Here is a 23,095-nt window from a genome sequence, read left to right as displayed (position 1 = left end):
AAAAGGAGATTAGCATGGGTGTTGAATTTAAAGTTGAAAACCATATCGCGTTTATCACCTTGAACCGGCCCAAGGCCATGAATTCGCTGGATCCCGAATCCGTTATGCGTTTGGCCGAGATCTGGGCCGAAGTCCGCAATGACGATGATATCCGCGTCGCCATTCTGACCGGCACGGGTGAGAAGTCTTTTTGTACAGGCACGGACATGAAAAAGACCCCGCCGCCGGCGGAATGCATGGCCTCCATCTGGCTGCGTGAAGGCCAGCCGATCATTCCGCACATGAAGACCTGGAAGCCGATCATCTGCGCCATCAACGGCTATGCCGTGGGCGGCGGGCTGGAAATGGCTTTGGCCTGCGATCTGCGCATTGCCAGCAGCAACGCCAAGTTCGGCCTCACCGAAGTCAAGGTGGCCAGCCTGGCCGGCCTCAACGGCACCCAGTGCCTGCCCCGGGCCATCCCCCAGGCCGTGGCCATGAAGATGCTGCTCACCGGCGAGATGATCGATGCCCAGGAAGCCTACCGTGTGGGATTGATTTCCGATGTGGTCCGGCCAGAGGAACTGATGGACCTGGCCACCGGGTATGCCACGAAGATTGCCGGCAATGCGCCCTTGAGTGTCAAGGCCGCCAAGCAGGCCGCCGTGATGGGGCTGGACATGACCCTGGATAACGGCATTGCTTTCTCCCACTTGCTTTGGGGCGCACTGCGGGATACAGAAGATCGCAAGGAAGGATTCCAGGCGTTCAGTGAAAAACGGAAACCGGAGTGGAAGGGGCGGTAAAATCGGTTACCAGTTTACAGTTATCGGTTCACGGTTAAGCTGTAAACTGTGAACCGTAAACTGTAAACAAATTTGGATTTAAAGGGAGGTAAGCCAAATGCATATCGCGGTACTTGCCAAAGTGGTGCCGGACTATGAGGTACCGGCCAGTGATTTCGAGTTGACCGATGGGCGTGCCCACAGCCGCTATAAACGAATGATCGGTCTGTATGACGAGAATGCCATTGAAACGGCCGTCCAACTGAAAGAGAAAAACGGGGCGACGCTGAGCATCATTTCATACGGCAGCACCAATGATATTGCCGTCCTGAGAAAAGCCATTGCCATGGGCGGTGATGCGCTTCATCTGGTGATGGGCGATTCGGACGATCCATTCGTGATCGCGGCCAATCTTAAAATGGCCATCGAAAAAATAGGGGACGTGGATCTGGTGCTGGCCGGCCAGCAATCGGCGGATATGGACCGGGGGCTGGTGCATGGCATTCTGGCCGGCATGTTGAATACCCCGTTTATTTCCCAGGTCAGCCATATCAACGCGGATTCAGATGCGTGGACGGTTTCGCAGATTCATGAAGATGGGACCCGAGAGCTCTCGTTTACCGGTAAAGCGGTGCTATCCATTACCAGTATCCCTGAAAACGTGCCGCGTATTCCCGTTGTACGGGCCATTTTTGCGGCCAAAAAGAAACCTGTTGAGAAGATCGAAGGCATCGCTGCAGAGCCGATGACGGTTGAGCAGAAATCCGTTGAAATCCCAACGGTGGAATCCGTCTGCGAATTTTTGCCTTTGGATGATATCGCAGAGACGTCAAAAATCCTGTTGAGCAAATTAAGGGAGGAAAGATACCTATGAAAACTCTCATCATAGAGGTCGTCGATGCGAAACGAATTGGAGAGCTGGTCACCGTGGCCCGGATCTTCGGGGATACGCCGGACATCCTGGCCCTGGGGGCTGACCAAATTCCGGGCACATTCGGCAAGGCGTATTTTACCGGTGACACGGTGCCCGCCAATTTGATCGATGGGGCCGCCAAGCTGATCCAGCAGGAAGGCTACGAGCTGGTGCTTCTATCCGCCACGACGGTGGGCACCGAGATCGCCGGCCCGTTGAGTGTTCGATTGGGCGCACCCGTGCTAACTGAGGTCATCGAGGCGTCCGCGGACAAGACCGTTGCGCGGCCCATTTACGGGGGGAAGGCCGTGGCCACATTCTCTCTCAGCCAGACACCGGCGATTCTGACCATCCGGCGCAAGTATTTTGAACCGGCGACAGCTGAAGGCACGACAACAGCCGAAGCGTTAACCTCCGAGAATGCTCCTGTTACCCTGGTTTCCGAAAAAGCGACTGAGGTGAAAGGCATCCCCCTGGAAGATGCCGAAGTGATCATTTCCGGTGGCCGGGGACTCGGTGCCGAAGAGAATTTTACCATGATCCGGGAGATTGCCGACCTTCTCAAGGCCGGTGTGGGGGCCTCACGCGGCGCAGTGGACGAAGGCTGGGCCGATCCGTCCATGCAGATCGGTCAGACCGGCAACATCGTGGCCCCGTCGGTTTACTTTGCCGTTGGCATCTCGGGTGCCAGCCAGCACCTGGCCGGCATCGCCAATGCCAAATGCGTGGTGGCGGTCAATAAAGATGAGGACGCGAATATTTTCAAGCGGGCCCGCTTCGGCATTGTTGAAGATTATAAAAAGGTCATTCCCACGCTTATTCAGGCATTGAAAGAGGAATAGCAGATGGCGCGCATCCCCTATTGGAACATTGATTACGGCATCCTGATCGATGCCTTCGCCCTGGTGGCGGTGGCAATTTTCGTTTACGGCATCCAGATGCACTGGAAGCGGATTCAGAAGGGCAAGGTCCGATTGCGGACGCCGGTTAAGGATCTGCCCGGCAAGATCGGACCTGTGTTTGTGCATTCGCTGGTCTTCAAAGGTATCCTGGGCGCCAAAATCTACAAAAAGATCTTTACCGGTATTGCTCACGGTTTTGTGTTCTGGGGCATGCTGGTGCTTTTTGTGGGCACGAGCTTGGTGGTACTCAACGTCTGGGGGGGGGTGCCGGTGTTCAAAGGGGGCTTCAACCAATGGGTGATGTCCTTTGGATTGGATCTGGCCGGCCTTCTGGCGCTGATCGGTGTGCTCTTTTTTCTCGTTCGCCGACTGATGCCGCCTGAACGGCTGATGGCTCCCAAGGCCCGGGCCGGGTTTGTCCTTCAGATCAGCCTGTTGGCCATCGTCCTGGTTTCCGGTTTTCTGCTTGAAGGACTGCGCATCGCCGCCAACGGCCCGGACACCTATGCATTTGTGGGCAATGCGCTGGCCGGCTGGCTGCCGGCGGATGCCTTGGACGCCCATCAGGTGCTCTGGTGGGGACATGGACTCTTGTGCATGGCCTTCATTGCCGCGATTCCCTTTTCACCCATGATGCACATCCTGTTGGTGCCCACCAATGCGGCATTGGCCGATCCCATGCCGGGCAGCAAGATGGGGGTGATCGACTTCGCCACCTTTGACGATGAGGAGGCCGAGGAAATGCCGACCCTGGGATGCGCCAGCCTGGCCGATTTCACGCGCAAGCGGCTGCTGGATTACAGCGCCTGTTTGTGGTGCGGCCGGTGCCATGAAGTGTGTCCGGCGGCCAGCACGGGCAAGCCCCTGTCTCCCAAAGGGGTTATGCTGACCCTGGCAGAGCGGCTGACCAATGGCGGTTTTGAGGACGACGGCTTGATCGACGAGATCACGGCCGATGCGATTTTCGCCTGCACCACCTGCACGGCCTGCATGGAAGCCTGTCCGGCGTGCATCAATCAGCCAAAGACCATTTTGAAATTCAGGCAAAACCTGGTCATGGAGCAGTCGCGGGTGCCCGAGCTGATGGGCAAAGCATTGAGCAGCCTGGAACAGCGCGCACATCCATTTTTCGGCACCGGGTCCGGCCCCAAGGAGTGGTGTAAGGATCTGGATGTGCCGGTGTTCGCATCCGGGGAAACCGAGTATTTGCTGTGGACCGGCTGCTCGGTCACCTACGAGGAACGGGCCCAGAAAATTGCCCGTGCCATGGTGCGCATTCTGGACAAGGCCGGCGTTTCCTATGGTATTCTTGAAGAATCACGCTGCACGGGTGACCCGGCCAAACAGATGGGCAATGAGTTTTTGTTCTCGGAACTGGCTCAGACCAATATCGAGGAATTCGATGCGTTGGGCGTGAAAAAGATCATTACCTTGTGTCCGCATTGTTATAACAGTTTTTCCCGGCACTATCCGCCATTGGGCGGCAACTATACCCTGATCCCCCATGTTGTGTTCATTGAGCAGCTGATCGCCCAGAAAAAGATTACGCCCGGCTGGAGCAGCACAACCATTGCTTACCATGATCCGTGCTATCTGGGGCGGCGCAATCACATTTTCGATGAACCGCGTGAGCTGATCAGCCGGGTGGGCCGGCTGGTGGAAATGCCCAACCATGGTGCGGACAGCTTTTGCTGCGGCGGTGGCGGCGGCAACTACTGGGCCGAAGAAGTGGGAGAGCGCATCAACCAGCGGCGCAGTAAGGAGGCCCTGGACACAGGCGCGGATAAAATCGCCACGGCGTGTCCCTTCTGTCTGCTGATGATTACCGACGGCACCAAGAAGTTCACCGAGGATCCAAAGGCGTTTGACATTGCCGAACTAGTTGCGGAGCAATTGGGTTAACCTCCCATATCGTCAGGCTAAAGGTTTTCAGGAAATTATGGGCCAGATCCACACATTTGGTTTTCGTGGTCGTAATCGTTGGCGTAGTCGTAATTCGATTACGACAACGACAACGGTTACGAAGGGGATGACGTTAGACTGAAATCCGAATAATTAAGGAGAAGAATATGACAACCAAAAAAGTGGGCGTACTGCTCTCCGGCTGCGGGGTATTTGATGGCGCGGAGATTCACGAGGCCGTGTTGACCCTTCTCTACCTGGACCAGCAGGGCGCCGAGGTGGTCTGCATGGCGCCGGACATCAATCAGGCGCACGTGATCAATCATTTGACCCAAGAGGAGATGGATCCGCCCCGCAATGTGCTGGTGGAGGCGGCCCGTATCGCCAGGGGAGAAATCAAAGACCTGGCCGATATCACCGCCGACCAGATCGACGCCCTGATCCTGCCCGGTGGATTCGGTGCGGCCAAGAATCTGAGCGAATTCGCCTTCAAAGGCCCGGAATCATCAGTCAACAGTCAAGTCAAGCAACTGCTCGAGGCCATGGTGCTGGCCGGAAAACCCATCGGCGCCCTGTGTATCGCACCGGCCACCGTGGGCATGGCCCTTAAGGATATGAAACCCCTGATGACCGTAGGAAAAGAGGAAGGCGTGATCGGTGCCCTGGCCGCCATCGGCGTCAAGCACCAGCTCTGCGCTGTAGACGAGATCGCCGTGGACGAAGCCCACAAGATCGTTACCACGCCCGCTTACATGCTCGGGCCCGGCATCAAGGATGTGGGTGCGGGAATTGAAAAGCTGGTCAAAAAAGTTCTGTCCATGACTTGAATACTCAAAGGAGGCATCTGCGTGACTAAAGCCATGACCCCCCCACAACGCATGCTGGCCGTGCTCAACCGAAAAAAACCAGACCGCGTCCCGGTCGTCCCGTTCATTCAAGCCTATGCCGCCAGGGTAGCAGGGATGCCTCTGGACGAATTCTGGTCAAATGGAGATCGCTATTTTGACGCCAATCTGATGAGCATGCGCCTGCATGGATATGAGCAATCTCCTTTGTATGGATATGCGGCCTGCGGACCATGGGAGTTTGGTGGCAAAATCCAGATGCCCAAAAATAATGGCGATACCGCACCAGCCGTCATCAATCATCCGGTGAGAACCCTTGAGGATATCGATAGGCTTGAGGTGCCTGATTTTAAGAAAAAACTCCCCGGAGCCTATGCCATTGCCGATCAAACGGCCGAGCGCTGTGTTGCGCTTGGCATGCCGGCCGGGTTCCAGGTCGGCAGCGTCTTTTCGGCCGCCGCGCAAGTCGCGGAGACAACGCAGTTTTTAACCTGGGTGATGTCCAAACCGGACGCGGTTCACATGCTCATGGAGAAAGTGAGCGACATGTTTATCAATGCCTTGTGCTATTTTGCGGACAAGTATGGTGCTGAGAATTGCATGCCGTTCCAGGCCGGTCCCATGGAAGTCAATGGCATGATTTCACCGGCTCAGTTCGAGAAGATGGTGCATCCGTATAATTTGAAAGTGAATCAAAAGATCAGGGAATTGGGCATTCAAACCGTATTGATGCACCCATGCGGCAACCAGAATCTCAACATTCCTTATTATGTTCAGATGAGAGAAGCCTGCAACTGGCATGGCCGCTACATTTGGATTTTTGGACCGGAAACGCCCATTGCCAACCAGATGAAAGCCTTTGGCGAAAAGGATATCATCTGCGGCAATGTGGACACCCTGGCAATTGTCGAGAAACCCTACGATGAGATCGTTGAGCTTTGCAAATCCGTGATTGAAACCGGCAAATCCAACCCCGGCGGGTTCATCCTCGCCCCGGGGTGTGAATTCCCGGCTGATGCCGCGCCCATCAAGGTGATGGCATTCATGGAGGCGGCTGAGCAGTTCGGCCGCTACCAATAAAAGGATTCGCGGTGAATTGTTGGGTGTCGCTGCGCTCGACCCAACCTACGATTACCGGTGTGTGGGCTTTGTAGTTTGTAGGTTGGGTTGAGGGACGAAACCCAACAATCAGGCGCATCACCAGGAAAATATTTCCTCACTGATAATATTGCGGCAGGCCCGGACAAGATCCATCAATTTTGGATTCAGCGCATTCATCAGCATCACCGTTGTGCCGGCGGCAGCCAGCATGGGCAGAAAAGCAGACTGATAGCGGATGCGGGTATCGGCATCCGGGGCACCGGTGGTCAGGTTGGACAGCCCGGCCATACTTCTCACAGAATACCCCAACAGGTCAGGAAGGGCGCGAATAACCGCCAAATTGGCCATATTCTGGCGATTGCCGTCCTGCCAGACCAGGGGGGCGACGATGGGATCGAAGATCAAACACTCCTGATCGATGCCGGCGGCCTGGCATTCATTGAACAGGGCCACGGCAGATTCCATGCGTCCATCAGCGTCCGGCGGCACATGGCCGTCGGGACGCAATAGATAGCAGATCAGATCAGCACCGTGTTCGCCGGCTAAGGGGAGGATGCGCTCCAGTTTCTCGGGCTCCAGGGACACCCCGTTAATGATCGCCGGTTGCCGGCAGGCGGCAAGCCCCGCGGCCATGGCCACGGGATTGGTCGTGTCCAGCACCAGCGGCAGATCCACGGCCGCCTGCACGGTTTCTACCAGAAAAGTCATTTTCTTTTCAGCATCCCGGGAAAGCGGACCGCTGTTGATATCAATGGCGTCGGCACCGGCATTCCGACAGGCTACAGCCATACGTTGGATGGGCCCAGGATCCAGCCTTTCCACGGCGCGGGCGATGGCGGGCTGGGTGATACGCAGATTGTCGGCGACAATAATCATGATGTTTTTGTTTCTAATTCGTGTTATTTGATCAGTCGAATGTCATCCAAATTGATCGCTCGGGGGTGTGGCAGTTTGATCGTGTAAAAACCGACGCCCATGATTTTTTGCATGTTGATCAGCCGATTTTTCGGGTATTGGCGTACTCTTTCCAGGTTGACCCGATACGTATGCCACCCTTTTGATATTCGGTAGTACCCTTTAAAACGATCTTTATAGCGGCTGCCGGTTTCAGACGGATCATCATCGTGGATGGACAAACGGAACTGAATTTCTTCAGCAGACGGATTATATACAGAGAACTCCAAAAAAGAAAATTCTTCCCAATTTCTTGGGAAATGTGCCAATTCCACCATCGCATATTTTCTCGTGTCGAATACGACACGCATGGACGCCTTGCCTGTTCGGTGCACTGTTTGATCGACCGTCACCGATTGGGTCGCCGCCCACCACCGATCGATTTCATGCCGTGTTTCAAAGCCACACAGCAGCGGAAACTGTTTGCGGGCCAGATGTTCATCGTGAAGCGCGTTGATCAGCGGTAGAATTTGAAAAACGATCAGGACCAGCGTGCATGACTGGATGACGGTCAGGGCCGGTTTGGGAAGACTTTTTCTGGATGGCAGGAAAAAAGAGATGCAAAGCAACGCTCCGATGAGATCTCGGAAGAAATCGTAAAGGTCCGGTTCCCGGCCAATAAGGCTGGATTGTGCCAGTTCGACGCCTGCTCCCAATATGAGGGCCAGGGCGAGGGCCAGGGCGCTATGCACGCTGAATTTATTTGGGATTTTTTTAAAATAAAATAAAACAAGCGGCAACAGCGAGAAAAAAAGGATATGGCCCAAGTTCCAAACGGCTTGAAAGGAGCGGGCGGAATATGAATACGGGCCGCCGAAAAAGAAAAAAATAGACAGTGTGAGAATAAAGATCGGGAAGATAAATTTAATTATACGGTGTATGGTGGTTTTCAATCGGCCCTCACTTGCCGCCCATCAATCATTCGATCGACCAGCCAATGGAACGGGCATCAGACGGCTGGCGCAACCCAACCCCCAATGTTGCATAAAAAAGATTGAGAAAAATCGCCATTGGGGCAAACATCACGATGCTGAATCTTTTGGCTTCAGAGCATCGGTTGGCATGCGGATCAGGTCAAGACATTTGGGTGGTGTTTCAAGGTAAAGGGTCACCGTGGTGCCGGGTTGAGCCAGCGTCTGTGACAGACCCGTCTCATCGGTTATTTTGATGATCCGGTCCGGCCGGGTGGAAACCCCGGGAGACAGCACATCAACCGTTTCACCGGCATGGATTTTGTTCTTCACGCCCACCCGGACCCCACCGGCGGCATCCGCATCCTGGAGCACCTTGGCCACAAAACGATGGCCAGGAACGATCAAGTTCTCACTGTTGGCGGCCGTCTGAGCCGCATCAGAAAAATAAAATCCCGTGCAGTACCCCCGGTGGCTGATGGCGGACAGTTCCGTGAGCCAGCGGGGCTGAAACTGATAATGGTCCGGATCATTGTACCAGCAGTCAATGGCTTCCCGGTAGACCTTGACCACCCCGGCCAGGTAGTGGATGCTTTTCATGCGCCCTTCGATTTTAAGTGAAGCGATTCCGGCATCGATCATGGCCGGCAGGTGCTCGATCATGCAAAGATCCCGGGAGTTGAAGATATAGGCGCCGCGCTGGTCCTGAGCTATGGGGAAGTACTGACCGGGCCGGGTCTCTTCCATCACCGTGTAATGAAATCGGCAGGGTTGACAGCACAGGCCGCGATTGCTCTCGCGTCCGGCCATGAAGCCGGACATCAGGCAGCGTCCCGATACCGCCATGCACATGGCGCCGTGGACAAACGCCTCTACATCGATGCCGCTGTCCTGCACGATCTCGCGAATTTCCTCAAGGCTCAGCTCACGGGCCGCATTGACCCGGCTGGCGCCCAAGTCCCGCCAGAAACGAGCCGTTCCCGTATTGGTGGTGTTGGCCTGGGTGCTGATGTGTACCGGGATGTCGGGCGTTTGCCTACGGGCCTGGGTAAAGATGGCCGGTTCGGCAACGATGATGGCGTCGGGTTCCACGGTTTTTAAAAAATCGAGATAGCCGGTGATGGCATCCGCCTCGTGGTTGCGTGAGTAGATGTTGACGGTGACATACATCCGCACGCCGCAATCCCTGGTAAATCGCCTTGCCGCCAGCATTTCCTCATGTGAGAAATTCCCCGACAGGTTGCGCAGGCTGAAATCCTTTCCGGCCAGGTAGACCGCATCGGCACCGTAGTGCACGGCGATTTCCAGTTTCTCGGGCGTTCCGGCCGGCGCCAAAAGTTCGATTTTGCGTGCTTTATCGTATAGAATTGGATTTTTTCCCATCACCCATCACCCATCACCCATCACCCATCACCCTTTCCTTCAACCACCCCAGCGATGCCTCCAGCCCCCCCACCGAATAAACCTCCACCGTCACCACGCCCCCAAAGCCACCGATCAGATTCAGCAAATCGGTTGCGTGATCTGTTGAGAGCCGGTCCAGGGGCAGATGGTCCCGGCTATCGTCCACCCCATGAATGTGGACGACCGGGATGCGATCCTGCCAGTAGTGATAAAAAGGCGCGAGCGTCCTGCCATGGGCCAGCAAGTGACCCATATCCATGCACACGGACAGATCCAGGGCTTCCACAATCGGGGCGGCCAGTCGAAAATCGTAATTCAGATTTTCAATGGAAATGCAGCGGCTGTCAACTCCGGTTTCCAGAACGGATTCAAGGGTGGCGGTGGTGTTTGCCTGCCAGCGCTGGTCATTTGTTTCGGAAGGGTCGCGCTCCAGGTGCAAGGTGAACGTGCTCGGGGCAAGGGGTGCGCAACGCCTGATGATATCGATCAAAACGTCGGCGGCGAACTGCCGCTCTTCCTTTTCAAGGTGTCCCAGAAAAATATCCGAGGGCAGATGCACACTATAGGTGAGCGATTTTTCCCGGCCCAGCTCGGTCAGTCGATCGATCAGGGCCGGGGAGGGCAGGCTGTCTTCAAACCGGCTTTCGAAAAATAAAAGCTGGATTTCATCCACGAACGGTGCCAGCCGGCACACGTTTTCCACGTAATCCGCCCGGAAGATAAAGGACGGGCAGGCCAGGGAAAAGGGGAAATGGCCTTTGGCGATGGTCTTCAATCCGTCGGGAACAGCGTGATCATGTAAATGGGTGTTTGCCATCGGACTTATCCCATGCTCTGTATGGCCAGAATTATCAACGCGGCGATGGTGTAGGACAAAAATGAGGTGGAGAGCATCAACCGGCAGGCCTTTTGGATGTGTGCTGGTCCGACATCGCCCAATCCCTGGCCAATCACCGGTTTCTCAACCACGCGGCCGTGGTACCGGTTGGGCCCTCCCATCCACACCCCTAACGCACCGGCAAAGGCTGCTTCAGGATAGCCGGCATTGGGGCTGGCGTGGGCGCGGGCGTCCTGTCGGGCCACGGTCAGGGCGGATCGCCAGTTGCCGCCAAAAAGGCTGGCCGCCAGAGCGATGAGCGGCACACTGAGACGGGCGGGAATAAAATTGACCAAATCGTCCAGGCGCGCGGCAAATCGGCCAAAATAAAGGTATTTCTCGTTTTTGTAGCCGATCATGGAGTCCAGGGTGTTGACCATTTTATAGGCCATGGCCAGGGGCGCACCGCCGATAACCACGAAAAAGATCGGTGAGATGACGCCGTCCACCAGGTTTTCGGCCACGGTTTCCACGGCTGCCCGGGTAACGCCGGTTTCATCCAGCTGGTCTACTTCCCGGCCGACAATCATGGCCACGGCCCGGCGGCCGGCAGCAAGGCCGGAGCCGGCCAGGGCTTTACCCACCTGTCGGGCGGCATCGGCCAGACCGCGAGCGGAAATGCAGGTGAATATCATGGCGGCCTGGACCAGGATGCCGATCAACGGATGAATGGCGTCTGCCAACACAACAATCAGCAGGCTGATCAGCCACACGGCCATTACCAGTGCTCCCGCCATGAGACCGCCGGCAACCTGGGGCGTAAGCTGCATGGCGCGAAAACGGGGCTCTAAATGCTCAATGGCCTTGCCCATCCAGCGGATGGGATGGGGCATCCAGCGCGGATCGCCCAGCAGCATATCCAGGAGCACGCCGAAGATCAGCGCCAGGACCAGGCCGTCAGTGTACATGGGGTGCGTCTCCTTTACCGTCATGGTGACGGCAGAATTGAACCAGCAGATTGGTGGCCCGGTAATTTTGGGCTTCTTTTTTCATGGACATGCGGATAAAAGATTCGTCCAGACCGGTGAAATTAGCGCAGTCGCGAATCAGAATTCCATGATTGGCCATGTGTTGCCAGACCATCGGTGCGTTCAGGTTGTCAGGCAGGCGCATGAGAATAAATGAGGCCGCCGATGGAAAACAACGGATGCCGGTCTGGCTGTGCAGCGTGGCCCGAATATCATTTTTTTGAGTGCCCAGCATTGTCCGGGTCGCTGCAAGAAAGGCGCCTACCGGTTTGGGATGGGTCATCAGCCATGATACCGCCGTCTGGGCCAGACTGTTGACCGACCAGGGAAGGGTGTAGGCACGCAACTTCTCCAAAAGGGCCGGCGTTGCTTTGACAAAGCCAATGCGCAGACCCGGGATGCGAAACGCCTTGGACATGGAGTTGAGCACCATCACGTTGGGAAGATCGGTTGTGATCATGCTGATCTTCTCAGGCTGCGATGCAAACGGCAGATAGGATTCATCGATGACAAACATGGTTTTCGGCAGGGCGCGGCACAGGGCGTCGATGGCCTCGCGTGATACCATGCTGCCGGTGGGGTTGTTGGGGTTGCACAAAAACACCAGATCCGCTCCGGCTGCCTTTTTCTCGATGGCCGCCATGTCGGGCACGAAATCATCGGCTTCCCGGCAGATCAGATGCTCGCAGGCCACGCGATTCATGGCGCAGGCATCCCGGTAATCCGAGTAGGTCGGACCGACAATCAGCGCGCGCCTGGCGCCAATGGCCCGGGGAATCAGGTAAATCAGCTGGGTAGTGCCATTGCCGGCCATGACCTGATCCGGCGCCACATTATAAAACCGGCTGAACGTCTGGATGATGCCGCCGGCATCCACCTCGGGCAGGGCGTTGATCACCGACAGGTTGGCCTGAAGGTGAGTCATCAACTCGGGCATGGGGCCCAGCGGATTGACATTGGCGCTCATGTCGATGATCTCGGATGGCTGGCAGCCCAACCGCTGGGCCAATTCATAGATGTTACCGCCGTGACCCGTGATCATGATACACCTCCCACGCTCACCGCCAGAAACAAAACCACCTCCGTAATTTCGGCCATGGCGCCCAGCATATCACCGGTGATGCCGTTTAGTTTTTTCTTGTAGATCCATAAGAGGGCGACGATCCCAGCAGCGAAAAAAATGTTCAGCACAATAAATCGCCATCCCAGAAACAGGGAGAGAGCCGCAGGAACGATCAGATATCTGAAATCCGTGGTGGTCAACCGGGTTTCAAAGAAGGCGCTGCCGGTGCCTTCCTCGCCGCGGGCATAGGGAAGGTAGCGCATGCCAAAAATCATGGCCCCGCGTGCGTAGGCCGGCACGATGCAAAGGGCCAGGAAACGCGTCTGGTCCACCGCTCCCAGGGCCATGGTTTTGACGAGCAGGGCACAGACCACGGCGATCAGGCCCATGGCGCCGACGCGGCTGTCTTTCATGATCGCCAGGCTTTTTTCACGCTCCCGCTGACCGTACAGACCGTCGGCTGCATCGGCCAGTCCGTCCAGGTGGAAGCCGCCGGTGATCGCCGCCAGCAGGGCGACATCCAGTGCCGCCGCAACCATTGGTGGCCACAGGGCCATGGCCAGCCCGTCGAACAGGGCCAGGATCAGGCCGATGGCCAGCCCGGCCAGGGGAAAGTTGACGATGATTCCTCTTGGATCAAAGGGTCGTGGCTTGCCTATCGGCAGGCCACTGATAAACTGCAGCGATGCAATGAAGGCGTTCATGGGGTAGCACTTTGAAACGGGGGTTTAATGGTTACGGGAATGCCGGCCACGGTCCAGATCACGCGGTCGCACACGGCGGCCATGGCCTGATTGGTCCAGCCGGCCAGATCACGATAAAGCCTGGCCAGGCGGTTTTCAGGAACGATGCCGGCGCCCACTTCATTGGAGACCAGGACAATGGCATTCGGCGCGTTTTGCACCGCCTGGGCCAGCTGGTCAATATGCTCCCGGATGCGCTCCACATCCTCGGTTTCCATGAGTAGATTGTTCAGCCAGAGGGTCAGGCAGTCCACCAGCATGACATCCGCCAGCGGACTATGGTCGGCAATGGCACCGGACAGATCCACTGGGACCTCCAGTGTTTGCCAGGCATCACTGCGCTCGGCCTGATGCCGTTTGACCCTATTTCTCATTTCGTCGTCATGGGGCACGCAGGTGGCCACGAAGATGCGGCGACTGCCCATGTTTTCAGCCAGGTTCAGGGCATGGTCGCTTTTACCGCTGCGGCAACCGCCCAGAACCAGGATTTTTTCTTTTGAACTCATTTAAAAAAACCTTGAGAAATTCTTCTGTTAAACACCACTAAAATGACAAATCTAAATGTCAATTGAAGGATTATGGTCGTTTCTCTTTTTATTAAATCGGTGGCATCAGCAATTGTAATCATGCCATGCCGAATTTTCCGATTACGATTACGAGCACCGCTTCACTGAGCACGAGCACGACGGGCATTGGCGTTTTTCGTGCTCGTGCGCGTAATCGTAATCGATCATCATTTTTAATTTCATCAAATTTGACATTCCGCGTAATCTTGCTTGCGCAAATGGCAGCATACTGCCATTTTCCCTTCAACCTTCAACCTTCAACCTTCAACCTTCAACCTTCAACCTTCAACCTTCAACCTTCAACCTTCAACCTTCAACCTTTATTAATCTGGCAATTCGCTCCATATCCACATACCGACAAAAATGCTCAGCCAAAAGCGCATACTGCTCCATCTTGGCTGCCAGGCCGCCCGTGTCCGGTACATCCACGCCTGAAATACCCACGGTTTCAAGCCAATGGGCAATCAGGGCCGGGGTGTCGAAAAGACCGTGCATGTAAGTGCCAATGGCCAGGCCGTTTTCAGCTACGCAGCCATCCGCATCATGAGCCGGTTGGCTGTTGCGCTCGTGTACTTCAAGCAATGGGCGACCCTCCTTTAAAATGGTTTGCCCCATATGGATTTCGTACCCGGTGCCAGCGATGGCGTCCCAGTCGAAACGGCTCAGCGTGGTTGTTTTGGGTGCCTTGAGCGTAGTCTCCACCGGCAGAAACGCCAAGCCATCCGTGGTCCCCGGCGCTCCTTCCAAGCCGCCGGGATCATGTACGGCCAGGCCCATCATTTGGTAGCCGCCGCAGATGCCGGTGATATGGCCGCCGGCCTTTTGATAAGCATCTAATTTAGATTGCCAGCCGCTGGTTTTCAGCCAGTCCAGATCAAAACGGGTGTTTTTTGAGCCGGGCAGAATTACCGCCTTGAACATGGACAAATCCTGGGGCGTCTTTACAAAGTGAACGCCAAGGCCGCTCACTGCGGTCAAGGGATCGAAATCGGTAAAATTGGAGATATGCGGGATGCGGATCACGGCCACGGCTGGACGTCCATCCGTCTGGGGGCCAACCGAGCAGGGCCGCTCGATGACCACCGAATCTTCCGGATCAATGCGGATGTGATTATACCAGGGCAGCACACCAAAAACCGGCAGGCCGGTTCTGTTTTCGATCCAGCGCACCCCTTCCTCGAAAAGTCGCAAATCCCCCCGGAAGCGGTTGATGATGAACCCGGCCACCCGACTGCGAAAAGCCGGTGGCAGGCATTCCATGGTGCCCACCAGTTGGGCGAAAATACCTCCCCGATGGATATCGCCCACCAGAATCACCGGCGCCTCGGCATACTCGGCCATGGGAAAGTTGACGATGTCGTGATCCATCAGGTTGACTTCGGCGCAGGAGCCGGCCCCTTCCATGACAACCAGATCATACTTCTCACGCAGGCGGTCCAGGGCGCCATTGGCCTCGGTCACCAATCGGCGCTTTTTCTGGTGGTAGTCCATGGCGCTTTGGTTACCGATGGCCTCGCCGAGCAATACCACCTGTGAGCCCACGTCACTGGTGGGTTTAAGTAAAATGGGGTTCATGTCCACATGGGGCGGAATACCGGCGGCCTCGGCCTGGACGATCTGGGCCCGGCCCATCTCCAGCCCTTCCGGTGTAACCCCGGAGTTGTTGGACATATTCTGCGCTTTATAGGGGGCCACGTTCAAGCCCCGGTCGGCAAAGATGCGGCACAGGGCTGCGGCAATAACGCTTTTGCCCACATCGGAGCCGGTGCCGAATACGGCGATACAGGGGGCTATCAATGAATGATTTGTTTTGTTTTTCATATTGTTATGGCTCTATATGAACATTTTTGCCTGCCCAGAAACGGCATATTTCATCCGGGTTCGCCGGTGAAATATGCCGTTTCTGGGCAGGCAAGAGCTATTTCTCGATTCCCGTCCTTGCCGCCACGCCCGTCTGGTAGTAGTGCTTGACTGCCCGCATCTCAGTGACCAGGTCGGCTTTTTCAATCACTTGCACATTGGCACCGCGGCCGGTAATGACCAGTTCAAGCTGGCCGGGCTTTTCTTCCATCAAGGACAGAATTTCTTCTACGGGAAACAGACCACAGGTTACGGCCACATTGCCTTCTTCCATGATGACGACCTGGTAGTCACCGGAGAGAAACGCCTGTCGAATGGCCGCTATCCCTTCCCGAGCAATGGCAATGTCTTCCGCCGCGGGTTTTCCTTTAAAAAAGCGTCCATACCCATACTGCTTCACGGTAATCAAATCTTCATAGCGCTCAAGGGCCTTGATTTCGCTGTAATCGCCCGACTTGATAAACTGGGCGATGAAGACTTTCAGCCCGGCACCGGCAGCCCGGATCGCCAGACCGATGGCGGCGGTGGTTTTGCCTTTGCCGTCACCGGTGTAAACTTGTATGTAGCCTTGTTTGAATGACATAATAAAAAAAAAGTGTTAAGTGTTAAGTTTTAAGTGTTAAGTGAAGGATCGGGCCGATTGAAAATAAAAAACGATAGCATTCATTACCTTAACACTTAACACTTCAAACTTAATACTATTTATTGATGTTATATTTTTTCGAATACCCTCTAGGCGTAACCATATACCCATCATAGCAAAACGTATTCGAATTTCCCACAAACACCGTGGTCTGCATATCCACTTCGGCCTGATGCAACTGTTCCAGGGTGGTCAGGCTGATGCGCTGGTTTTCCCGCATGGCGCCGGTGACAATGCCCACCGGGGTTGAGGGATCGCGGTGAGCCATGATGATCTGCTGCGCCCGGGTCAGGTGATCGGCCCGGCGGCGACTTTTGGGGTTGTAGATCACGATCACGAAATCGGCGCTGGCGGCGGCCTCGAGCCGGGCTTCGATCGTTTCCCAGGGGGTGAGCAGATCGCTCAGGGAGATGGCGGCAAAGTCATGGGTCAGGGGCGCACCCAGAAGCGAGGCCCCGGAGCAAAGCGCAGGAATGCCGGGCACGATTTCAATGCAAAGCTGGTCCCCATTGTCTGGATTATCCGTGCCGCCGATGGCAATGGACCGTTCGCGGCACATCTCCAGCACCAGCCCAGCCATGGCATAAACGCCTGGATCACCGCTGGAGACAACGGCGCAGGATGTGCCGGCCAGGGCCAGATCAAGGGCGGCCGAGACACGGTCGATCTCTTTTTTCATGGCCGTGCTGACGATCTGTTTGCCCTGGATCAGCGGCCGGATCAGATCGATGTAAGTGGTATAGCCGGCGACGGCATCCACTGCTTCCAATACCTGGGCCGCGCGCTGGCTCAGGTGGTCCGGTCCCCCGGGTCCGATGCCGACGATGTACAGGTGTCGGCCGCCACCGCCAGGGTGACGTTGGCTGTTTTCTGTTTGGGGACGATCAGCCGTCCCTGTTGAGTCGCCAGCAAGGCTGCGGCTTCGCATACGCTTTGAACTCCTATGTGCTTTTCTACCATGGCCGAGGGATTGGGGACCTGGGCGACGGTGTTAAGCTGCTGTCGGGTAAAAAAGGCGATCTTGACCTTCAATGATTCGGACAGGGCCAAGAGGCCGGGTTCATCAGCCTTCAGGTCCACCGAGGCCAGGCAGCGCAAACTGGCAAGGCACAGACCGGCTGCGCGAAACGTACGCTCCAGCAGATCGCGCATTTCGCCCACATCCGTGCCCCGGTTGCACCCCATGCCGGCCACCAGGGAACCGGGTCGCAATATCAGTACCTGCCCGGGCAGGTCAAGACAGATGTGGTCCACATAAACGGCAGCAGCTTGCTTTTCGTCAGGGGGCAGGTTGTCAAACGGCTTGACCTGCTTTGCCGGAAGATGCGGGATCACTTGGTTAAATGGATCGTGAACAAAGATGGGCGCGCCGGTGATGAGTGCCATGTTTACCGTTTTAATGGCTGCCGGGTTTTCGATGACCAGGCCATGGCGTCTGGCAATAAGATCAATGGCCGGCTTCTGGTTGACATCCGTGGCCGTGGTGATCACCGGTTGGCCGCCGGTGATTGCCGATACGGTTTGGGCCAAGGCGTTGGCACCGCCCATGTGGCCGGAGACCAGGCTGATGGCGAACCGGCCGAGCTCGTCGCACACTACCACGGCCGGATCATGGATTTTGTTTACCAGATGGCCGGCGATGCTGCGCACCACAATGCCGGTGGCCATGATGAAGATGTGCTGGGAAAATGCGTTGAACCGGCTTTGGATGGCATCCTTCAAGCGTGAAAAAGGGATGGCCCTGTCCACGGTGCCGGCCACGGTGTCCTTGAGAAAAACCGTGCTGCCGGGCATGGCACCGGCAATCTGACCGGCCAGGCGTGCACCGCCCGGGGTCAGGGCCCAGACGGCAGTGTGTGTGGGTGCGTCTTTTTTCACCGGGCCTGATCCGCTTCACGAAATCCGTGGGCAAAGTGGCGGTCGTATAATTTGGATTCGTGGGCCAGGGTTTCCAGGCTCACATCCAGCACCCGGCCCACCACTACCAGCGCGGTGCGTTTGATGCCTGCTTCTCTTACCGTTTCAGCAAGATTTGCGGTCGTGGTCCAAAAGATTTTCTCATCCGGCTGACTGGCGCGGTAGACAACCGCACAGGCCCCGTCCAGTCCATAGGCCTCGGAAAGTATACGCGTCATCTCATCAATCATCGAAATGCTCAGGTAAATGGCCATGGTCGCCTGGTGACCGGCCAGAGCGGTAAGGGTTTCAGCCTCCGGTACGGGTGTCCGTCCGGCCATGCGCGTCAAGATCAAGGTCTGGGATACCTCGGGCAGGGTGTACTCGACCTTCATGGCTGCTGCCGCGGCAAAGGCGGCCGTTACACCGGGGATGACCGTGTAGGGGATCCCCCTGCCGGCCAGCTTGGCCATTTGCTCGAAGATGGCGCCGTAAAGGCTGGGATCGCCGGTATGCAGGCGCACCACGCGTTTTCCGGCCTGCCAGGCCTCGGCCATGATGGCGACCATTTCATCCAGATGCAAGCCGGCACTGCTCTGGTGCTGGCAATCAGGAGCGGTCCATTTGAGCAACGCCTCGGGGACCAGTGATCCGGCGTAAATCACCAGATCGGCATCGGCCAGGGCCTGCTGGCCTTTGACGGTAATCAAGTCCGGATCACCCGGGCCGGCACCACAGAAGATGATCGGATGGGTGCTGGTGGTTTTCGATGCGGTAGTTGAATCATTCACTGTTTTTTTCTTCCTTTTGTTGTATTTAGCTCGCAGCCCCTACCTTCTACCTTACACCTTACACCTCGCAGCCCCTGCACCCGGTAATGATCCACACCGGATTGGCCGCTTCAAAACGCTGACTGTAGGGCATGGATTTGCCCCGGCTGACCTGAATCTGGACCATATCCACATCAAACCCCAAATCGTCCAGCGCCTGCCGGGCGGCAGTCAGATTGTCGATCAACACGGTATTGACCACGATAATGCCGTTTTTGTTCAGACGGTCCGCCGCCGTGCGGATGATGCGTCCTAAATTCTCACCCCCACCGCCGATGAAGATTCGGTCCGGATCAGGCAGTTCGTCAAGGCCGTCCGGCAGGCGGGCCTCGACCACCTTGATGTTGCCAATGCCGAAACGAGTAATGTTCTCATGGATATGGGCGATGCGTGAGGCATGCTGTTCCACGGCATAAATACTTCCCCGCGTGATCGACTGGCCGGCTTCGATGGAGACCGACCCGCTGCCCGCGCCCAGGTCCCAGAAAACCGCACGATCGAAAAGACGCAGCCGGGAAATCGTCACGGCGCGCACCTCGGCTTTGGTGATCAGCCCTTTTTCGTGCACAAACCAATCGTCGGGCATGCCGGGGAACAGGGCGGGCCGGGCCTGGCGTTTTGAATCGGGTTGCAGCACGACCAGGTTGAGCGCGGAAAATGTCTGCGTCTGGGCGCCTTCCGGCGTGGTCCGGGTGATGCGCTCGGCGGGTGTGCCCAATTGCTCCAGTACGGTAAAAGTCACGTCATCCAACCCATTTTTCGCAAGCAGCGCGGCCAGCCATACAGGATCATGAGACGGATCCGTATACACCGCCACCGTATCGCCAACCGACAGATGATGCAGCAGCTGGCCCGTATGGCTGCGGCCGTGCAGACTGATGACCCGCGCCTCCTGCCAGGGCACGCCCAGCCGGGCAAAGGCCGTGGCAACGGCGGAAACATTGGGCAGGATTCGTACCCGGTCGCCCCCTAAACGACGCATGAGAAAAGTACCGACGCCGAAAAACAGGGGATCACCGGAGGCCAGCACGACAATGGTCTGGTCGATCATCTCCCGCTCCAGAAAATCACCCAGCGCCTTGAGATTTTTGTCGATCACAAAACGCCGGCAGAGCAAATCTTCGAATGGGGCCAGAAGCCGCTTGCCGCCCACGAGAACGTCGGCCGACCGGATGATGGATCGCTGTTTTTCGGTCAGGTCGTCTGGACTGACGCCTGTGCCGATAATGGTGACTGGTGAGGACACTTAAGATTGCCTTTTTTCTATGATGCTTTTATCTCGCGATTGACATTTCGCATCATCCGGGAACATTGCCAAATGATAGTCATCTTCGACTTGCTTGGTAAAAAGCAAGACCAAATACTCTAGCTCTATTCCGCTTCGGTGTCAACAACGACGATGCCTTCATAGTCGAAAATCACATAGCCAACCTTCAGCCGATGATCGGCAAACCCTTGTGCACAGCGCCGGGCCTGTTCGGCCACATGGGCTACTACCGCCGGTGCCTCGGCCATGAGCGGATCAAAGGCGTGCCGGGCGGTATTGGCCTTTGCAACCGAATCCGCCAGCACCTGATTACCGGATATTTCAAGGGTCCACTGTGCCAGGGTTTTCAGGGTCAACTCGGATTTGGCCGCGTGGGTATGGGGAATGTTCTGAGCCATCTTGACCGCCTTGCCGAAAAAAACCGCCAGTGTCACAGAATCAAATCCGCGTTGGGCCGCTGCGGACATCGCCTTTTGAAAAAAATCACCGATCTGGATAAAGGCCACATCCTTTAAATGTGGCCACAACGCTTGGGAAAAGCGTTCGCTGCGCCGGCCGGTGGTCAGCACCAGGTGGGTGGCATCTGCGGCCCGGGCCACATCCATGGCCTTTTCGATGGTGGCCACGTAGGCGTCGTGGGACATGGGGCGCACAATACCGGTGGTTCCCAATATCGATAGCCCGCCCAGGATGCCCAACCGGGCGTTGAGGGTCTTTTGCGCCAGCCGCTCTCCCTCAGGGACGAAAACGTTCACCTGGATACCGGCATCGGTGGGATGCTCGCTCAGCACTTCTTTGATGCTGTTGGTGATCATGGTCATCGGACCCGGGGTAATGGCTGCCTGGCCCGGCGGAATTTCAAGGCCGGGCTTGGTGACCACACCGACACCGATCCCGCCGGTGATATGACGCGTGCCAGGGGAGGCCGTATCATCCAGCGTTACTTCAGCCCCAATTTCAGCCTTGTGGGTGATATCGGGATCATCGCCGGCATCCTTGATGATCGTTACACGGGCCTTATTCGGGGAAACTTGCGTGCAGCCATGCACGGCGATACGGATCGGCTCACCAGTCAGAAACCGGATGGTTACCGATGCCGGCGTCTGGCCGGTGAGTAAAAATAGAAGTCCGGCCTTGGCGGCAGCAGCTGCCGCGGCGCCCGTGGTAAACCCGGAGCGGAGTTTTTCAGGTGGCTTTTTCACCGTCTTTTCCTTAGTTGGTACTTGCGCACAGCGGCGTTGTGTTCTTTGATGGTGGCCGAAAACTGGTGCGTGCCGTCTTTTTTGGAAACGAAGTAAAGATAGTCGCTTTGGGCCGGGTAAAGGGCTGCCTGCATGGCTGCTTTGCCCGGGCTGGCAATCGGGCCGGGAGGCAGGCCTTTTATCTTATAGGTATTGTAAGGGGTATAGGTTTCAAGGTGGCGGCGCTTGATATTGCCGTCAAAATCGGGAATCCCGTAAATCACCGTGGGGTCGGTTTCAAGACGCATTCCTTTTTCTAAACGATTGTGAAAGACCGAAGAGATCAACGGGCGTTCTTCAGGGGCGCCGGTTTCTTTTTCGATGATCGAGGCCAGGGTTACCACCTCATGCACGCTCATGCCCATCTCTTTGGCCCGGGTTGCCCATTCCGTGGAAAAGGCGCTTTGAAACTGTTTGACCATGGTGGCGATGATGGTTTTGCTGTGCATCCCGCTGGGAAAGTAATAGGTGTCCGGGAACAGATAGCCTTCCAATGTATCGGCGTCAATCCCCAGGTCTTTGGCAACCTGCGGATTACGGGTGGCGGCGAGAAACTCCGCTTCCGGGGCCAGTCCGGCAGCGGCAACAGCGCTAGCGATCTGGACCAGGTTGAATCCTTCGGGAACGGTAACGCGGTAAAGGTGAACCCGCCCTTTGACCAATTGCCCCAGAATCTGCCTTGGTGTCATCGCGGTGGAGAGAAAATATTCCCCCGCCTGAAGCCGTTTGTCCTGTTTTTCAAGCCGGACGAAAATGGTAAACCGCAGAGCATTGGAGATCAGCCCTTCCTGCTCCAGCACCCGCGCCGTTTGCCTCAGCCCCTGGCCTGTGGGGATGGTAAACAATTTCTCTTTCCCCGGTGCTGCCCCAGACTGATCGGCCCATGACATGAGATGGTGGTACGACAGTCCCACGCCGCAAAGCGCCATGATAATAAGGACCATGCATGCGATAACCAGTTTTTTTACCATACCTTTTTCTGCCTTTTTGGGTAACGTGAGCCCCGAATCCATAAAACATAAGGCATGTCATCGAGGCTTGTCAAAGCACAAGTCACCGATCAGAATCAGCCATTGGATTAAGATCCTTGATACAGAAAACCGATTTTTGTATTGACATGCCGCCGCTGCCTTTCTAATAGACAAATCGTTGTTTTAAGATATTGCTCACAGGTGCTCCACCGGAGATAATAGGGAATCCCGTGCGAATCGGGAGCGGACCCGCCGCTGTAACACACGTGCTTTTGAGGGCTATACTGAAAGGCACGCTTTTTGGCAAGTCAAGTAAGGCCACTGTTTATCGAACGGGAAGGCCGCCAGAAAGGAAAGTGAAGCCAGAAGACCTGCCTGTGATGATCGCTGTACAGACTCTCGGGATTCAGGGGGCTGCGGCATCAATACCATTGCCAGGGATAAAAAACGGAAATCCCCGTGTCCATTTTGGGC

At 56.2% G+C, this 23,095-nt stretch carries 22 protein-coding genes and 1 riboswitch; of the genes, 6 read left to right on the top strand and 16 right to left on the bottom strand.

Features of this window, described 5'->3' with window-relative positions:
* Positions 1 to 14: 14 nt before the first annotated feature.
* The 6 genes from Dvar_RS24595 to Dvar_RS24570 all read left to right on the top strand — a co-directional run bounded on the left by Dvar_RS24595 (position 15) and on the right by Dvar_RS24570 (position 6,406).
* Positions 15 to 785, top strand: coding sequence for an enoyl-CoA hydratase/isomerase family protein (locus tag Dvar_RS24595; protein ID WP_419655766.1), 771 nt, complete (start codon positions 15 to 17; stop codon positions 783 to 785).
* 97 nt (positions 786 to 882) lie between these two features.
* Positions 883 to 1,638 carry an electron transfer flavoprotein subunit beta/FixA family protein gene (locus tag Dvar_RS24590; RefSeq protein ID WP_419655765.1) on the top strand — a complete coding sequence of 252 codons (756 nt, stop codon included), beginning with the start codon at positions 883 to 885 and terminating at the stop codon, positions 1,636 to 1,638.
* The gene (locus tag Dvar_RS24585) at positions 1,635 to 2,519 is read left to right on the top strand and encodes an electron transfer flavoprotein subunit alpha/FixB family protein (RefSeq protein WP_419655764.1); all 885 of its coding nucleotides are present in this window, start codon (positions 1,635 to 1,637) and stop codon (positions 2,517 to 2,519) included. Before Dvar_RS24590 ends, Dvar_RS24585 begins: the two co-directional genes overlap by 4 nt.
* A 3-nt stretch (positions 2,520 to 2,522) precedes the next feature.
* Entirely contained in the window at positions 2,523 to 4,481 is a 1,959-nt protein-coding gene (locus Dvar_RS24580; protein ID WP_419655763.1) for a (Fe-S)-binding protein, read from the top strand.
* A gap of 167 nt (positions 4,482 to 4,648) precedes the next feature.
* On the top strand, positions 4,649 to 5,308 hold the full coding sequence (gene elbB / locus Dvar_RS24575) for an isoprenoid biosynthesis glyoxalase ElbB (RefSeq protein WP_419655762.1): 660 nt from the start codon (positions 4,649 to 4,651) through the stop codon (positions 5,306 to 5,308).
* 21 nt (positions 5,309 to 5,329) lie between these two features.
* Positions 5,330 to 6,406: a uroporphyrinogen decarboxylase family protein gene (locus tag Dvar_RS24570; RefSeq protein WP_419655761.1), complete on the top strand. Its 1,077-nt coding sequence runs from the start codon at positions 5,330 to 5,332 to the stop codon at positions 6,404 to 6,406.
* Positions 6,407 to 6,523: 117 nt separating this feature from the next.
* Here the strand turns inward: Dvar_RS24570 and Dvar_RS24565 are convergent, their stop codons facing one another.
* The 16 genes from Dvar_RS24565 to mltG all read right to left on the bottom strand — a co-directional run bounded on the left by Dvar_RS24565 (position 6,524) and on the right by mltG (position 22,621).
* The gene (locus Dvar_RS24565) at positions 6,524 to 7,303 is read right to left on the bottom strand and encodes a dihydropteroate synthase (protein ID WP_419655760.1); all 780 of its coding nucleotides are present in this window, start codon (positions 7,301 to 7,303) and stop codon (positions 6,524 to 6,526) included.
* A gap of 23 nt (positions 7,304 to 7,326) precedes the next feature.
* A complete protein-coding gene (locus tag Dvar_RS24560; protein WP_419664156.1) occupies positions 7,327 to 8,148 on the bottom strand; it encodes a VanZ family protein in 822 nt (273 codons plus the stop codon).
* A gap of 255 nt (positions 8,149 to 8,403) precedes the next feature.
* The gene (locus Dvar_RS24555) at positions 8,404 to 9,675 is read right to left on the bottom strand and encodes a peptidase U32 family protein (RefSeq protein WP_419655759.1); all 1,272 of its coding nucleotides are present in this window, start codon (positions 9,673 to 9,675) and stop codon (positions 8,404 to 8,406) included.
* Between the two features lie 13 nt (positions 9,676 to 9,688).
* Complete coding sequence (gene cbiR, locus Dvar_RS24550; protein ID WP_419655758.1) at positions 9,689 to 10,513, bottom strand: cobamide remodeling phosphodiesterase CbiR; 825 nt, start codon at positions 10,511 to 10,513, stop codon at positions 9,689 to 9,691.
* Positions 10,514 to 10,518: 5 nt separating this feature from the next.
* Positions 10,519 to 11,481, bottom strand: coding sequence for an adenosylcobinamide-phosphate synthase CbiB (gene cbiB, locus Dvar_RS24545; RefSeq protein WP_419655757.1), 963 nt, complete (start codon positions 11,479 to 11,481; stop codon positions 10,519 to 10,521).
* The gene (gene cobD / locus Dvar_RS24540) at positions 11,471 to 12,583 is read right to left on the bottom strand and encodes a threonine-phosphate decarboxylase CobD (protein ID WP_419655756.1); all 1,113 of its coding nucleotides are present in this window, start codon (positions 12,581 to 12,583) and stop codon (positions 11,471 to 11,473) included. The genes cbiB and cobD overlap by 11 nt, the downstream gene beginning before the upstream one ends.
* Entirely contained in the window at positions 12,580 to 13,308 is a 729-nt protein-coding gene (gene cobS, locus Dvar_RS24535) for an adenosylcobinamide-GDP ribazoletransferase (RefSeq protein WP_419655755.1), read from the bottom strand. The genes cobD and cobS overlap by 4 nt, the downstream gene beginning before the upstream one ends.
* Positions 13,305 to 13,853: a bifunctional adenosylcobinamide kinase/adenosylcobinamide-phosphate guanylyltransferase gene (gene cobU, locus Dvar_RS24530; RefSeq protein ID WP_419655754.1), complete on the bottom strand. Its 549-nt coding sequence runs from the start codon at positions 13,851 to 13,853 to the stop codon at positions 13,305 to 13,307. Before cobU ends, cobS begins: the two co-directional genes overlap by 4 nt.
* Before the next feature lie 366 nt (positions 13,854 to 14,219).
* Positions 14,220 to 15,734, bottom strand: coding sequence for a cobyric acid synthase (locus Dvar_RS24525; protein ID WP_419655753.1), 1,515 nt, complete (start codon positions 15,732 to 15,734; stop codon positions 14,220 to 14,222).
* 97 nt (positions 15,735 to 15,831) lie between these two features.
* Positions 15,832 to 16,356: a cob(I)yrinic acid a,c-diamide adenosyltransferase gene (locus Dvar_RS24520; protein WP_419655752.1), complete on the bottom strand. Its 525-nt coding sequence runs from the start codon at positions 16,354 to 16,356 to the stop codon at positions 15,832 to 15,834.
* 115 nt (positions 16,357 to 16,471) lie between these two features.
* Entirely contained in the window at positions 16,472 to 17,209 is a 738-nt protein-coding gene (gene cobJ, locus Dvar_RS24515) for a precorrin-3B C(17)-methyltransferase (protein ID WP_419664155.1), read from the bottom strand.
* Entirely contained in the window at positions 17,206 to 18,294 is a 1,089-nt protein-coding gene (locus Dvar_RS24510; protein ID WP_419655751.1) for a cobalt-precorrin 5A hydrolase, read from the bottom strand. The genes cobJ and Dvar_RS24510 overlap by 4 nt, the downstream gene beginning before the upstream one ends.
* Positions 18,291 to 19,103 (bottom strand): precorrin-4 C(11)-methyltransferase, encoded by an 813-nt coding sequence (cobM, locus tag Dvar_RS24505; protein ID WP_419655750.1) that lies wholly within the window; start codon positions 19,101 to 19,103, stop codon positions 18,291 to 18,293. The genes Dvar_RS24510 and cobM overlap by 4 nt, the downstream gene beginning before the upstream one ends.
* A 58-nt stretch (positions 19,104 to 19,161) precedes the next feature.
* A complete protein-coding gene (cbiE, locus tag Dvar_RS24500) occupies positions 19,162 to 20,388 on the bottom strand; it encodes a precorrin-6y C5,15-methyltransferase (decarboxylating) subunit CbiE (protein WP_419655748.1) in 1,227 nt (408 codons plus the stop codon).
* Between the two features lie 125 nt (positions 20,389 to 20,513).
* Positions 20,514 to 21,611, bottom strand: coding sequence for a cobalt-precorrin-5B (C(1))-methyltransferase CbiD (gene cbiD, locus Dvar_RS24495; protein WP_419655747.1), 1,098 nt, complete (start codon positions 21,609 to 21,611; stop codon positions 20,514 to 20,516).
* Positions 21,608 to 22,621: an endolytic transglycosylase MltG gene (gene mltG / locus Dvar_RS24490; protein ID WP_419655746.1), complete on the bottom strand. Its 1,014-nt coding sequence runs from the start codon at positions 22,619 to 22,621 to the stop codon at positions 21,608 to 21,610. Before mltG ends, cbiD begins: the two co-directional genes overlap by 4 nt.
* Positions 22,622 to 22,803: 182 nt before the next feature.
* A riboswitch (cobalamin riboswitch) is annotated at positions 22,804 to 23,015 on the top strand.
* Positions 23,016 to 23,095: the final 80 nt, after the last annotated feature.

The organism is Desulfosarcina variabilis str. Montpellier, assembly GCF_048565275.1.
Taxonomy (GTDB): domain Bacteria; phylum Desulfobacterota; class Desulfobacteria; order Desulfobacterales; family Desulfosarcinaceae; genus Desulfosarcina; species Desulfosarcina variabilis.
Note: the sequence above shows the minus strand (reverse complement) of the source record. Positions and strands in the feature narration are given on the sequence as shown.

Excerpts from the sequence above, each read along its gene's own strand:
- Dvar_RS24595 (WP_419655766.1), top strand. The coding sequence starts at position 15 with ATGGGTGTTGAATTTAAAGTTGAAAACCATATCGCGTTTATCACCTTG.
- Dvar_RS24590 (WP_419655765.1), top strand. The coding sequence starts at position 883 with ATGCATATCGCGGTACTTGCCAAAGTGGTGCCGGACTATGAGGTACCG.
- Dvar_RS24585 (WP_419655764.1), top strand. The coding sequence starts at position 1,635 with ATGAAAACTCTCATCATAGAGGTCGTCGATGCGAAACGAATTGGAGAG.
- Dvar_RS24580 (WP_419655763.1), top strand. The coding sequence starts at position 2,523 with ATGGCGCGCATCCCCTATTGGAACATTGATTACGGCATCCTGATCGAT.
- elbB (WP_419655762.1), top strand. The coding sequence starts at position 4,649 with ATGACAACCAAAAAAGTGGGCGTACTGCTCTCCGGCTGCGGGGTATTT.
- Dvar_RS24565 (WP_419655760.1), bottom strand. The coding sequence starts at position 7,303 with ATGATTATTGTCGCCGACAATCTGCGTATCACCCAGCCCGCCATCGCC.
- Dvar_RS24555 (WP_419655759.1), bottom strand. The coding sequence starts at position 9,675 with ATGGGAAAAAATCCAATTCTATACGATAAAGCACGCAAAATCGAACTT.
- cbiR (WP_419655758.1), bottom strand. The coding sequence starts at position 10,513 with ATGGCAAACACCCATTTACATGATCACGCTGTTCCCGACGGATTGAAG.
- cbiB (WP_419655757.1), bottom strand. The coding sequence starts at position 11,481 with ATGTACACTGACGGCCTGGTCCTGGCGCTGATCTTCGGCGTGCTCCTG.
- cobD (WP_419655756.1), bottom strand. The coding sequence starts at position 12,583 with ATGATCACGGGTCACGGCGGTAACATCTATGAATTGGCCCAGCGGTTG.
- cobS (WP_419655755.1), bottom strand. The coding sequence starts at position 13,308 with ATGAACGCCTTCATTGCATCGCTGCAGTTTATCAGTGGCCTGCCGATA.
- cobU (WP_419655754.1), bottom strand. The coding sequence starts at position 13,853 with ATGAGTTCAAAAGAAAAAATCCTGGTTCTGGGCGGTTGCCGCAGCGGT.
- Dvar_RS24525 (WP_419655753.1), bottom strand. The coding sequence starts at position 15,734 with ATGAAAAACAAAACAAATCATTCATTGATAGCCCCCTGTATCGCCGTA.
- Dvar_RS24520 (WP_419655752.1), bottom strand. The coding sequence starts at position 16,356 with ATGTCATTCAAACAAGGCTACATACAAGTTTACACCGGTGACGGCAAA.
- mltG (WP_419655746.1), bottom strand. The coding sequence starts at position 22,621 with ATGGTAAAAAAACTGGTTATCGCATGCATGGTCCTTATTATCATGGCG.